Source organism: Streptomyces sp. NPDC059455, from assembly GCF_042750115.1.
GTDB classification, from domain to species: Bacteria; Actinomycetota; Actinomycetes; order Streptomycetales; family Streptomycetaceae; genus Streptomyces; species Streptomyces endocoffeicus.
The window spans coordinates 1-13,216 of the sequence record NZ_JBHYVB010000094.1 but is presented as its reverse complement, the minus strand read 5'-3'; the positions used below and the strand labels follow the sequence as shown (position 1 = coordinate 13,216).

Sequence of the window (13,216 nt, the reverse complement as noted above, 5' to 3'; positions counted from 1 at the left end):
GCCGCTCGGTGGCCACCGCCACCGCCCCGGCCCGGGTCTCGACCCCCAATTTCCCGTAGATCCGTCCCAGATGGGTCTTGACCGTGGCCTCGCTGATGAACAGGGCCCGGGCGATCTCCCGGTTGCCCAGGCCGCGGGCCAGCTGCCGGAGGATGTCGCGCTCCCGCTCGGACAGCCCGGGGCGCGGGCTGCGCATCCGGGCCAGCACCCGGTCGGCGACCGGGGCCGACAGCGCGGTACGGCCGGAGGCGGCGTTCCGGATCGCCGCGAACAGCTCCTCCGGCCGCTCGGCCTTGAGCAGATAGCCGGTGGCCCCGGCCTCGATGGCACGGGTGATGTCGGCGTCGGTGTCGAACATGGTGAGGACCAGGACACGCGGCGCGGGCGGGTCGCCGGAGACCAGCCGCCGGGTGGCGGTCACCCCGTCCATGCCCTCCCCGAGCTGCAGATCCATCAGCACCACGTCGGGCCGGAGCCGGGTGGCCATGGCGAGGGCCTCCTCGCCGCCGCCCGCCTCGCCGACCACCTCGATGCCGTCGGTGCTGGCCAGCAGCGCCCGCAGCCCGGCCCGCACCACGGCGTGGTCGTCGCAGAGCAGCAGCCGGATGGCGGGGGTGGCCGACGGCGTCGGGGACGGGGGCTGGCTCATGGCGTGGTCTCCACGGTGCGGTCGGGGACGAAGGCGGAAACGGGTTCGACGGGGATCGCGGCCGAGACGACGGTCCCCTCGCCCGGTGCGGACTCGACGGTGAGCGTGCCGCCCAGCTGCCGTACGCGGGCCCGCATGGCCGGAAGCCCATGGCCGCGCGACCGGTCCGCGCCGGGGGCCGCGACGGCGTCGGTGTCGAAGCCACGGCCGTCATCGGCGATGTCCAGACAGATCTGGTCGCCCAGGCAGGTCAGGGTGAGCGCGGCCCGGCTCGCCCCGGCGTGCTCCCGCACATTGGCCAGCGCGCCCTGGGCGACGCGCAGCAGCGCCGCCTCCACCCGCGCGGGCAGCGGGCCGAGCGGTCCGTCGAGCCGGAAGTCCACCGCCGGTCCGGCACCGCTCTCCCGCTCGGCGAGCGCGCCGAGCGCCTGGGCCAGGGAGCCCTCCGCGAGGTCGGCCGGGGCCAGGTCCTGGACGAACCGGCGGGCCTCGACAAGGCTGCGGGACGCGATCTCCGCCGCGTTCCGCATATGGCCCCGGGCCGCTTGCGGGTCCGTCTCCCAGGTGCGGTCGGCGGCCTGGAGCAGCATTCGCTGGCTGGACAGGCCCTGGGCGAGGGTGTCGTGGATCTCCGACGACAGCCGCTGGCGTTCGGCCAGGATCCCCGCCCGCCGCTCGGTCGCGGCCAGATCGCGGCGGGTGCGGACCAGGTCGTCGATCAGCACCCGCTGCCGGGCCGACTGGCGCCGCAGATGGATGAGGACGGCGGCGGCCACGGCGGCGATGGCGGGCGGCGCGATCAGCGCGTTGGGGTCGAAGCCGTCGTGCATGAACCGCAGTTTGGACGCGACGACCAGCGCGGTGAGCACGGCGGCCAGGGGCACCGCGAACCGGGTGGGCAGGGTGTGCAGACCGGTGAAGAACAGCGGCATGGCGCACCAGGCGGCGCTCGGCGCGAGGACCAGCAGCGCGACCCATGCGGCCAGCACCCCGGTCAGCCAGACCAGATAGCGGCCGGAGGGCCGGCCGCCGGGGCTCGGCGCGGGCGCCGGCCACCGGCCGGGCAGATAGAGCGCGCCGAAGGCCACGAACAGGGCGATGACCCAGCCGTTGGGCGCGCTGCCGGTGTCCCGGATCAGATAGCGGATCAGCGAGGACCCCAGCAGCAGGAAGAACGCGATGTGCAGGACCGCCGTCAGCCACCGCTCGTCCGGATCGTCCGGCCCGTCGGACCCGGACCGCCCGGACCACGCCGACCACACCCCCGACAACGGCGCCCACCCGGACCGCCCGACCGCCCTGACCGCCGACCGCACCCCGGCCCCTCCCCTGCTCCTCGGTTCACTCCCTCAGCCAGTCCTAACGCGCCGGGCCGGGCGCCGCATCATCCGATCGGTTGATACGGCGATCACCCGGACCGCCTCCTGACCGGGGCCGCTCCGCCGATCCCCGCCGCCGCCACCGCGCCGAGGCTGGTACCGACCACGACGACGCGGGAACGCATGGGCCGCCAGGCCGCCGCGCCCCCACCACCAGTACGAGAGAGTCCCCATGCCCACCAAGAACCTCACCGTCAACCGCTCCGCCCTCGGCCACCGGGTCTCCTACGCACTGCGCCATCCGCAGCGCGTACCGCGCCATCTGGTCCGCGCCACCCGGGACGCCTGGCTGCGCTACCGCTACCCGGACCACGTCGCGTACTACCGCGCGGTGATGCGGTCGGACACCCGTACCAGTCCGGAGGCGGCGGTCGGCAGCCACAGCCATGAGCGGTGGCTGGCGCTGGGCGCGATGCAGTTCGACTATCTCCTCGGCCACGGGCTGCGCCCGGAGCACCGGATGCTGGAGATCGGCTGTGGCAATCTGCGGGCGGGCTGGCGGTTCATCAGCCATCTGGAGCCGGGCCACTACTACGGCATCGACATCTCGCCCGACATCCTGGCGGCCGCGCAGGACACGCTGGTGCGCCAGGGGCTGCAGGACCGTCTCCCTCACCTCACCCCGGTCCGCGATCTGACGCTGCGGTTCCTGCCCGACGCCCACTTCGACGTGGTGCACGCGCACAGCGTGTTCTCGCACTCGCCGCTGCCGGTCATAGAGGAGTGCCTGGCCCACGTCGGCCGTGTCATGGCGCCGGGCGGCTGGTTCGACTTCACCTTCGACCGCACCGAGGGCGTGGAACACCAGGTGCTGCGGGAGGACTTCTACTACCGCACCGAGACGCTCATCGCCCTGGCGGAGAAACACGGTCTGGCCGCGCGCTTCATGGCGGACTGGGAGGAGCTGCCGCACGGCCAGTCGAAGATCCGCGTCACCCACCGCGAGGGCGGACGGACGTCCTGACCCGACGGGCGGTCAAACCCGCTGGTCCGCCTCGGAACACCGGGGCGGATCCGGTGCCCCCTCCGGGCACAGGCCGACTATTCGAAGACGCAATTCCTGAGGCATATGTTGCCTTCGAAGCCTGTGACACACTTCATATCGCCCTACACAGGACAAAATCGTTGCTAGGGAGTGCCGTAGACTTTTAGTACGTACTGTTGCGTGGTGGATAGACGAATACATGGAGCACCAAGAGGTCACTCATGCAGCCCTTCGTACTGAAGCACGCAATCCCCGCCGAGCGGTCGTCGGCCAGTGTTCCCTACGCCTATAACGCCGCCCTGCAGCTGAATGTCCTCTCCGACGGCCGTCCGGCCATCGCCGACCGTGCGGTGCTGCTGGCCACCGGCACGACCACGTCCACGGCCGGCTCCAAGACGCACTTCGACGACTGACCTGCACACACATCGATGACGGTACTCATCCTGACGTGTCGCCAGGATGTCACTGCCGACTTGGTGGTGGCGGAGCTGCGCGAACAAGGCGTCCCTCTGGTGCGTTTCGATCCGGCCGACCTTCCGGATCAGGCCGCCCTGTCGGTCGAATTCGACCGCGGCGACTTCACGGGATATCTGTCGACGGAGGGACGCCTCGTCAGCATCCACGGTGTGCGGTCCATCTGGGTGCGCAGGCCGGGGCGGCCGGCGGCACACGCGGCGAATCCGTCGGAGTGGCTGACGGCCGAGTGCGGACAGGCCCTGTACGGGATGCTCTACGCGACAACGGCACGCTGGATGAACCATCCCGCGGCCGCCGAACCGGCCCGCCACAAACCCTTCCAGTTGCGGGTCGCCCAGCACAGCGGTTTCGCCGTGCCCTCGACTCTTGTCACCACCTATCCGCGCGCGGCGCGCGATTTCGCCGTCCAGTACTCGGACATCGTGGTGAAATCCGCCTCCGGTCCGCCGTCCGTCGATCCGCCGGTCACGCTGCCCACCACCCGTATCGGACCGGACACGGATTTCTCCGATGTCGCGGCCGGGGCGACCCTTCTTCAGCGCTACATTCCCAAAGCGGCGGACATCCGGCTGATCTGCGTCGGCAGCCAGTTATTCGCCGCGCGCAAGACCGCCGCCTCCGGCCAGGTGGACGGGCGCTATGGCTGTCATGGACACCGCTGGGAACCCGTGGACGTGCCCGCCGGAGTCGCGCGCTCCGTGCATGAGTACATGACGCTCACCGGCCTCGCCTACGGGGCCTTCGACTTCGCCGAGGACGCCGAGGGCGTGTGGTGGTTCCTGGAGTGCAACCAGGGCGGCCAATTCGGCTTTGTCGAGCTCGAGACCGGTCAGCCCATCGCGGCGGCGGTCGCGTCCTGGCTTGCGGCCCCCGGCGCCGCCCCGCGCTGAGGGCCGGGACCCGCGCCGGATATCGGGCTCCCGCCACCACACACGGTGACGACCGGTGACGGGGAGGCAGCGCCCGCGGCCGTAGCTGGGCGGCGCGGGTGCCGGGGGCGCCCTGGTGGGCCGGGCGCTGCGCCGGACCGGTCCGTCGGTCGTATGGTGAAGTGAGAGTCCGCGCCGCCCAAGGGTTCCCAGCCTCTCCCTCCAGCGCGGGAGGTTCCGATGACCGTCGCCGAGAGCATCCGCCACCCGACGGACGCGTCCCGCTATGTGCCGATCGCCGAGCACGGTCTGATCGGCGATCTGCGCACCGCCGCGCTCGTGGACACGCGCGGCACCATCGACTGGTATTGCCCGGTCCGGTTTGACGCCCCCAGTGTGTTCGCGTCGATCCTCGACGCCGACCGCGGCGGTTCCTTCCAGCTCACACCCGAGGTACCCGCCCGGACCAAGCAGTTCTACTTCCCGGACACCAACATCCTCATCACCCGCTTCTTCGCGGACGACGGGGTCGCCGAGGTCCAGGACTTCATGCCGATCGTGGACGACTCGCGCGAGGCGGACCGGCACCGGCTGATCCGCCGGGTGCTGTGCGTCCGCGGATCGCTGCCCTTCACCGCGCGGGTGGCGCCCCGGTTCGACTACGGCCGGCGGTCGCACACGGTGCGCGCCGAGAAGGGGCTCACGATCTTCGAGTCCCCGGAGCTGTCGCTGGCGCTGACCTCCGGCGTCACCGTGGAGGTCGACGGGCCCGACGCGGTGTCCACGTTCAAGCTGGTCGAGGGCGAGGCCGCGGTGTTCGCGCTGGACCGGATCGGCGGTACGGTGCAGCCGCGGCACTGCCCGCAGGCGGAGGCGGAGGAGCTGTTCGACGCCACCGTCCGCTACTGGCGCCACTGGCTCGCGCAGTCCCGTTACCGCGGGCGGTGGCGGGAGATGGTGCACCGCTCCGCGCTCACCCTCAAGCTGCTCACCTACGCGCCGACCGGCGCCATCGTGGCGGCCCCGACGACCAGCCTGCCCGAGCAGATCGGCGGCGAGCGCAACTGGGACTACCGGTACCTCTGGGTCCGCGATGCCGCGTTCTGCATCTACGCACTGCTGAGGCTGGGCTTCACCCAGGAGGCCGAGGCGTTCGTGCGCTTCCTGTCCGAGGGCATCACCCTGGGGGACGGCCCCGGCGGCCCGCTGCAGATCATGTACGGCATCGACGGCCGCAGCGAGATCCCCGAGCAGATGCTCCCCCATCTGGAGGGGCATCTGGGCTCGTCCCCGGTCCGGGTCGGCAACGCGGCGGTCCACCAGCTCCAGCTGGACATCTACGGGGCGCTGGTGGACTCCCTCTACCTCTACGACAAGTGGGGGCAGCCGCTGTCCAGCGACCACTGGGACGCCGTGTGCAAGCTGGTCGGCTGGGTGTGCGACAACTGGGACCGGCCCGATATGAGCGTCTGGGAGACCCGCGCCGGTCCACAGCACTTTCTGTACTCGCAGCTGATGTGCTGGGTCGCGATCGAGCGGGCGATGCGCATCGCCCGCCACCGCGGACTGCCCGCGGACATGTCCCGCTGGTCGACGGCGCGCGATGACATCTACCGCCGGATCATGCGCTGCGGCTGGTCGCCGCGGCGGCGCGCCTTCGTGCAGCGCGAGGGCGAGGAGGTGCTCGACGCCTCGCTGCTGATGATGCCGCTGTCGAAGTTCATCTCCCCCACCGACCCCAAGTGGCTGTCCACGCTGGACGCGCTGGGCGAGGAGTTGGTGGCCGATTCGCTGGTGTACCGCTACGACCCCACGGTGAGCCCGGACGGGCTGCGTGGTGAGGAGGGCACCTTCTCGATCTGCTCGTTCTGGTATGTCGAGGCGCTGTCCCGGGCCGGCCGGGTGGACGAGGCGCGGCTGGCCTTCGAGAAGATGCTCACCTACGCCAACCATGTCGGGCTGTACGCCGAGGAGATCGGCCGTACCGGTGAGCAGATCGGCAACTTCCCGCAGGCGTTCACCCATCTCGCGCTCATCAGCGCCGCGTTCAACCTGGACCGGGCCCTGGGCTGACGCCGCGGGCACGCCCCCGGCGGGGTCATCGGCCACCGACGGGGTCCTCGGCCAGGACCCGGGCCATGGTGCGCTCGGCCAGGGCGGTGATGGTGACGAACGGATTGACGCCGATCGAGCCCGGGATGAGGGAGCCGTCGGTCACATAGAGCCCGTCGTAGCCGGTCACCCGGCCGTATGCGTCGGTGGCCCGGCCCAGGACGCAGCCGCCCAGCGGGTGGTAGCAGAAGTCGTCGGCGAAGGCCCGGGTGTCGCCGAAGAGGTCATAGCGGTAGATGGTGACGTTGGCGGAGTTGACGCGGTCGAAGAGTGCCTTGGCCGCGGCCACGGAGGGCGCGCTCTGGGCGCGGGTCCAGTTGAGTACGGCGGTGTCCTTCGCCGCGTCATAGGTGAAGGTGGCGCGCTCGGGGTTCCGGGTGATGGCGAGGTAGAGGCTGACCCAGGTCTCGAGGCCGGCCGGCAGCGGGGCGATCTCGGCGAAGACCGGATTGGTGGCGTTGGACCAGTCGTCGATCGCCATCACCGGGATGGTGGACTGCTGGGCGCCGGTCGGGTTCCACACGTGGTTGGCGCGGCCGAGCATGACATTGCCGTTGCCGCCCCAGCCCCGGCCGACCTCGGCGCTCAGTTTGGGGAGGGCGCCGGTCTCCCGGGCCCGCAGCAGGAGTTCGGTGGTGCCGAGACTGCCCGCGCCGAGGAAGAGCGAGCGGCAGGTGATCTCGTCGGTGGCGACGACGGTGCCGGTGGTGTCGACGCGCTCCACGGTGAGGACATAGGTGCCGTCCGGCGCCCGCCGCACGGCGCGAGCGCGGCTCAGCGTCTGCAGGGTGACCTGGCCGGTGCCGAGCGCGGCGGCGATATAGGTCTTGTCGAGGCTGCGCTTGCCGAAGTTGTTGCCGTAGATGACCTCTTGGGCGAGCGCGGACTTGGTGGCCGTTCCGTCGGCCTCGCGCCGCATGTAGTCGAAGTCGTAGACGTTGGGCACGAAGACGGTCTTCAGGCCCGCCTTGGCGGCCTGGGCGCGGGCGACCCGGGCGTAGGTGTACCACTCCGTGGCCTCGAACCACGCGGAGGGCACGGTGGTGGCGCCGAGCATGCGGTTGGCCAGCGGGAAGTAGGTGTCGTACATCGGGTCCGCGGCCACCTGCGGCAGCATCTGCTGGAAGTACGAGCGCGGCGGGGTGACCGCGATGCCACCGTTGACCAGCGAGCCGCCGCCGACCCCGCGGCCCACGTAGACGGACATGCCGGGGTAGCGGACGCGGTCCAGGACGCCGGGGTAGGGGGTGATGTCCTTGTTGATGACGTCCAGCCACAGGAAGGTGGACAGGGGCGCCTCGGTTCTTGTCTTGAACCACATGGAGCGCTGGTCGGGGGCGGTCATCGAGCAGTAGACCCGGCCGTCGGGGCCCGGGGCGTCCCATAACCGCCCCATCTCCACGACGAGCGTCTTTATGCCCGCCTCGCCGAGCCGGAGCGCGGCCACGGCCCCGCCGTAGCCGGAGCCGATGACGACGGCGGGGAAGTGGTCGGCGCGCTCGGCGGCGGCCGCCGGGGTGAGGCCGATACGGGTGAGTCCGAGGGCCGCCGCGCTCTGCAGGGCGGCCAGACCAAGAATGTGACGACGCGTCAGGTTTGCTGTCATGGCGGCATGATGGGCGGAATCGCCGGAACTCGCCATGGCGTGACACAAGGTCTTTTTCGGCCCCGAAGGCATGCGAAGTTCTCGTTATTTATCGTTTATTCTCACAGCCGCGCCCCTCCCAGGGAAGGACCCGCCCGTGAAGATCGCCCGTATCGAGACATTCCTGGCCCCGCCGCGCTGGATGTTCGTCCGGGTGGAGACCGACGAGGGGGTGGTCGGCTGGGGCGAGCCGGTGGTCGAGGGGCGGGCCGAGCCGGTCCGCGCCGCGGTCGAGGTGCTCACGGAGTATCTGATCGGCCAGGACCCGATGCGGATCGAGGACCACTGGCAGGTGATGACCAAGGGTGGCTTCTACCGTGGCGGACCGGTCCTCTCCAGCGCCGTCTCCGGGCTCGACCAGGCGCTGTGGGACATCAAGGGCAAGCACTACGGCGTACCGGTGTACCAGCTGCTCGGCGGTCCGGTGCGGGAGCGGATCCGCGCCTACGCCTGGATCGGCGGCGATGAGCCCGAGGAGATCCGCGACGCGCTCACCGCGCAGATCGAGGCGGGGTTCACCGCCGTCAAGATGAACGGCTGCGGCCGGATGACCCCGGTCGCCACCCGCGCGGAGATACGCGCCGCGGTGCGCCGCGCCGAGACCGCCCGCGAGGTCCTCGGCGACGACCGCGACTTCGGCCTCGACTTCCACGGCCGGGTCTCCCCCGCCAACGCCCGCCGGCTGCTGCCACTGCTCGCCGAGGCGGCGCCGCTGTTCGTCGAGGAGCCGGTGCTCTCCGAGCACATGGACATCGTCCCGGACCTGGTGAACGCCTCCCCCATCCCCATCGCGCTCGGTGAGCGCCTGTACTCGCGGCGCGAGTTCATCGCCCCGCTGCGGGCCGGGGTGGCCATCCTCCAACCCGATATCTCGCATGCGGGCGGCATCTCCGAGCTGCGGCGCATCGCCGCCCTCGCCGAGCCCCACGGCGCCCAGCTCGCCCCGCACTGCCCGCTCGGCCCGGTGGCGCTCGCCGCCAGTCTGCAACTGGCCTTCACCACCCCGAACTTCCTCATCCAGGAGCAGAGCATCGGCATCCACTACAACCAGGGCGCCGAACTCCTGGACTACGTGGCCGATCCGGAGCCCTTCCGGTTCACCGCCGGTCAGCTCTCGCGCACCGAGCGCCCGGGGCTCGGGATCGAGGTCGACGAGGCCGCGGTGCGCGCTGCCGACCGCCGTGGACACGCCTGGCGGAATCCGGTGTGGCGCCACGCGGACGGCTCGCTCGCCGAGTGGTGAGCCCGGTCCCGTAGACCGTAGGGCGCCGATCCCGTACGAGGGCGCCCCGGCCGGCTGGGCGAACAGCCCTGCCGATCAGCGGACGGGCCGCCGCGGCGGCCGCACGCGCCCCGACGCCGATGGCTCCCGGCTCCATCCCCCACCGATCCCAGCGTTGAAGCGGCGTTCCGGGTTCATGTACGGCACCACCCGGCGCGGTCGCAGGGCCACTCTGTGTATCCCCGGCGACCATGGGTGAGAGGACCGGATGCCATGCCGCCCGCCATCCACGAGAACTCGATCACACCCCGGGCGTCCCACGTGGCAGGCGGCAGTAGGGTTCGCCGACAAGCGTGTGTGTTGGTACCGGGCAGGTAGAAGGGATCGGGCATGTTCCGCAAGGTGCTGGTCGCCAATCGTGGTGAGATCGCCATTCGCGCCTTCCGCGCCGGCTATGAGCTGGGCGCGAGAACCGTCGCCGTGTTCCCGCACGAGGACCGCAACTCACTGCACCGGCTGAAGGCCGATGAGGCGTACGAGATCGGCGAGCCGGGCCATCCGGTGCGGGCCTATCTCTCCGTCGAGGAGATCGTCAACGCGGCGCGCCAGGCGGGCGCGGACGCGGTGTACCCCGGATACGGCTTCCTGTCCGAGAACCCCGACCTCGCGCGCGCGTGCGAGGAGGCGGGGATCACGTTCGTGGGGCCCAGCGCGCAGACCCTGGAGCTCACCGGGAACAAGGCGCGCGCGGTGGCCGCGGCCCGCGCGGCCGGGGTGCCGGTGCTGGGCTCCTCCGAGCCGTCGACCGATGTGGACGAGCTGGTCCGGGCCGCGGACGAGCTCGGTTTCCCGGTGTTCGTCAAGGCCGTCGCCGGTGGTGGCGGGCGCGGGATGCGCAGGGTCGAGAGCCGGGAGACGCTGCGCGAGTCCATCGAGGCGGCGGCGCGGGAGGCCGAGTCCGCCTTCGGCGATTCCACGGTCTTCCTGGAGAAGGCGGTGGTGGAGCCCCGCCATATCGAGGTGCAGATCCTCGCCGATGGGCAGGGTGGTGTCATCCATCTGTTCGAGCGCGACTGTTCGGTGCAGCGGCGCCACCAGAAGGTGATCGAGCTGGCGCCGGCCCCCAACCTCGATCCGGAGCTGCGGGACCGGATCTGCGCGGACGCGGTGAGGTTCGCGCGGGAGATCGGCTATCGCAACGCCGGTACGGTGGAGTTCCTGCTGGACCGCGACGGCCGCCATGTGTTCATCGAGATGAATCCGCGGATCCAGGTCGAGCACACGGTGACCGAGGAGATCACCGATGTGGATCTCGTCCAGTCGCAGCTGCGGATCGCCGCCGGTCAGACGCTGTCCGACCTCGGCCTCTCCCAGGACACCGTATATCTGCGGGGTGCGGCGCTGCAGTGCCGGATCACCACCGAGGACCCGGCCAACGGCTTCCGCCCGGACACCGGGATGATCCGCGCGTACCGCTCCCCGGGCGGCTCGGGCATCCGGCTGGACGGTGGCACCACCCACTCCGGTGCGGAGATCAGCGCCCACTTCGACTCGATGCTGGTCAAGCTGACCTGCCGGGGGCGGGACTTCGCCACCGCGGTCGGCCGCGCCCGGCGGGCGGTGGCCGAGTTCCGCATCCGCGGGGTGTCCACGAACATCCCCTTCCTCCAGGCGGTGCTGGACGATCCGGACTTCCGGGCCGGGCAGGTCACCACGTCGTTCATCGAGCAGCGGCCGCATCTGCTGACGGCGCGCCACTCCGCCGACCGCGGCACCAAGCTGCTCACCTATCTCGCCGACATCACGGTGAACAAGCCCCACGGCGAGCGGCCCCATCTGATCGACGCGACCACCAAGCTGCCCCCGGTGCCGGGCACCGAGCCGCCCGCCGGCTCCAAGCAGCGGCTCACCGAGCTGGGCCCGGAGGGGTTCGCGCGCTGGCTGCGCGAGTCGCCCACCATCGGTGTCACCGACACCACCTTCCGGGACGCGCACCAGTCGCTGCTGGCCACCCGGGTCCGCAGCAAGGACCTGCTGGCCGTGGCCCCGGTGGTGGCGCGGACCGTGCCGGAGCTGCTGTCGCTGGAGTGCTGGGGTGGGGCCACCTACGACGTGGCGCTGCGCTTCCTCGCCGAGGACCCCTGGGAGCGGCTGGCCAAGCTGCGCGAGGCGGTGCCCAACATCTGTCTGCAGATGCTGCTGCGCGGCCGCAACACCGTGGGCTACACGCCGTACCCGACCGAGGTGACCACCTCCTTCGTACGCGAGGCCACGGCCACCGGGATCGATATCTTCCGGATCTTCGACGCGCTGAACGACATCGGGCAGATGCGGCCCGCGATCGACGCGGTACGGGAGACCGGCTCGGCCATCGCCGAGGTGGCGCTCTGCTACACCTCCGACCTGTCCGATCCCTCGGAGCGGCTCTACACCCTCGACTACTATCTGCGGCTCGCCGAGCAGATCGTGGACGCGGGCGCGCATGTGCTGGCCATCAAGGACATGGCGGGCCTGCTGCGCGCCCCGGCCGCGGCGAAGCTGGTCTCCGCGCTGCGCCGGGAGTTCGACCTGCCGGTGCACATCCACACCCATGACACCGCGGGCGGTCAGCTCGCCACCTATCTCGCGGCGGTCCAGGCCGGTGCGGACGCGGTGGACGGCGCGGTGGCCTCCATGGCGGGCACCACCTCCCAGCCGTCGCTGTCGGCGATCGTGGCCGCCACCGACCACTCCGACCGGCCGACCGGGCTCGACCTCGAGGCGATCGGCGGCCTGGAGCCGTACTGGGAGGCCGTGCGCAAGATCTACGCACCGTTCGAGGCCGGTCTCGCCTCGCCGACCGGACGGGTGTACCACCATGAGATCCCCGGTGGTCAGCTGTCCAATCTGCGCACCCAGGCCATCGCGCTCGGCCTCGGCGACCGCTTCGAGGACATCGAGGCGATGTACACCGCCGCGGACCGGATCCTGGGCCATCTGGTGAAGGTCACCCCGTCGTCGAAGGTGGTCGGCGATCTCGCGCTGCACCTGGTGGGGGCGGGGGTGTCGCCGGAGGACTTCGAGGCGCAGCCGGGCCGGTACGACATCCCGGACTCGGTCATCGGGTTCCTCCGCGGCGAGCTGGGCAATCCGCCGGGCGGCTGGCCCGAGCCGTTCCGCGGCAAGGCGCTGGAAGGCCGCGCCGCCGCCAAGCCGGTGGCCGCGGAGCTGTCCGCGGAGGACCGGGAGCAGCTGGAGAAGGATCCGCGGGCCACGCTGAACCGGCTGCTGTTCCCCGGCCCGACCAAGGAGTTCGAGGCGCACCGGCAGGCCCATGGCGACACCAGCGTGCTGGACAGCAAGGACTTCTTCTACGGGCTGCGCCCGCGGCACGAGTACACGGTGGACCTCGAGCCCGGTGTCCGGCTGCTGATCGAGCTGGAGGCCATCGGCGACGCCGATGAGCGCGGTATGCGCACGGTGATGGCCTCGCTGAACGGGCAGTTGCGCCCGGTCCAGGTGCGGGACACCTCGGCGGCCTCCGATGTGCCGGCCACCGAGAAGGCCGACCGGAGCAACCCCGGCCATGTGGCGGCGCCCTTCGCTGGTGTGGTGACGCTGGCGGTGGCCGAGGGCGACCAGGTGGAGGCCGGTGCCACCATCGCCACGATCGAGGCGATGAAGATGGAGGCCACCATCGCCGCCCCGAAGAGCGGGACCGTGTCGCGCATCGCCATCAACACGATTCAGCAGGTGGAGGGCGGCGATCTGCTGGTCGCCCTGAGCTGAGCCGAGAACACCCGCCACGCGCCGCCGCCACCGGTCCCCCGGCCCTCGGGTCAGGGGTGGTCGGTGGCGGCGGCTTCGTCCGGGAGCGGCTGCACCGGCTGATCCTCCGG

At 71.2% G+C, this 13,216-nt stretch carries 9 protein-coding genes; 6 read left to right on the top strand and 3 right to left on the bottom strand.

What is annotated here, in order from left to right; translation table 11 throughout:
* Nucleotides 1-649 (bottom strand): response regulator (locus ACFXB5_RS29335; protein WP_385213138.1); only part of this gene is annotated, 649 nt, incomplete at its 3' end.
* On the bottom strand, nucleotides 646-1,911 hold the full coding sequence (locus ACFXB5_RS29330; RefSeq protein ID WP_385213201.1) for a sensor histidine kinase: 1,266 nt from the start codon (nucleotides 1,909-1,911) through the stop codon (nucleotides 646-648). The genes ACFXB5_RS29330 and ACFXB5_RS29335, both read right to left, overlap by 4 nt.
* Before the next feature lie 289 nt (nucleotides 1,912-2,200).
* Here ACFXB5_RS29330 and ACFXB5_RS29325 point away from each other — a divergent pair, with 289 nt between their 5' ends.
* The 4 genes from ACFXB5_RS29325 to ACFXB5_RS29310 all read left to right on the top strand — a co-directional run bounded on the left by ACFXB5_RS29325 (nucleotide 2,201) and on the right by ACFXB5_RS29310 (nucleotide 6,432).
* A complete protein-coding gene (locus ACFXB5_RS29325; protein ID WP_385213135.1) occupies nucleotides 2,201-2,992 on the top strand; it encodes a class I SAM-dependent methyltransferase in 792 nt (263 codons plus the stop codon).
* A gap of 242 nt (nucleotides 2,993-3,234) precedes the next feature.
* Nucleotides 3,235-3,426: a putative ATP-grasp-modified RiPP gene (tgmA, locus tag ACFXB5_RS29320; protein ID WP_020874241.1), complete on the top strand. Its 192-nt coding sequence runs from the start codon at nucleotides 3,235-3,237 to the stop codon at nucleotides 3,424-3,426.
* A 15-nt stretch (nucleotides 3,427-3,441) separates the two neighbouring features.
* Nucleotides 3,442-4,380: an ATP-grasp ribosomal peptide maturase gene (tgmB, locus tag ACFXB5_RS29315; RefSeq protein ID WP_385213132.1), complete on the top strand. Its 939-nt coding sequence runs from the start codon at nucleotides 3,442-3,444 to the stop codon at nucleotides 4,378-4,380.
* A 219-nt stretch (nucleotides 4,381-4,599) separates the two neighbouring features.
* Nucleotides 4,600-6,432 carry a glycoside hydrolase family 15 protein gene (locus ACFXB5_RS29310; RefSeq protein WP_385213129.1) on the top strand — a complete coding sequence of 611 codons (1,833 nt, stop codon included), beginning with the start codon at nucleotides 4,600-4,602 and terminating at the stop codon, nucleotides 6,430-6,432.
* 25 nt (nucleotides 6,433-6,457) lie between these two features.
* Here the strand turns inward: ACFXB5_RS29310 and ACFXB5_RS29305 are convergent, their stop codons facing one another.
* Nucleotides 6,458-8,077, bottom strand: coding sequence for a GMC oxidoreductase (locus ACFXB5_RS29305; RefSeq protein WP_385213127.1), 1,620 nt, complete (start codon nucleotides 8,075-8,077; stop codon nucleotides 6,458-6,460).
* Nucleotides 8,078-8,213: 136 nt separating this feature from the next.
* Here ACFXB5_RS29305 and dgoD point away from each other — a divergent pair, with 136 nt between their 5' ends.
* Nucleotides 8,214-9,359, top strand: coding sequence for a galactonate dehydratase (dgoD, locus tag ACFXB5_RS29300; protein WP_385213124.1), 1,146 nt, complete (start codon nucleotides 8,214-8,216; stop codon nucleotides 9,357-9,359).
* Between the two features lie 369 nt (nucleotides 9,360-9,728).
* Nucleotides 9,729-13,106 (top strand): pyruvate carboxylase, encoded by a 3,378-nt coding sequence (locus ACFXB5_RS29295; RefSeq protein WP_385213122.1) that lies wholly within the window; start codon nucleotides 9,729-9,731, stop codon nucleotides 13,104-13,106.
* Nucleotides 13,107-13,216: the final 110 nt, after the last annotated feature.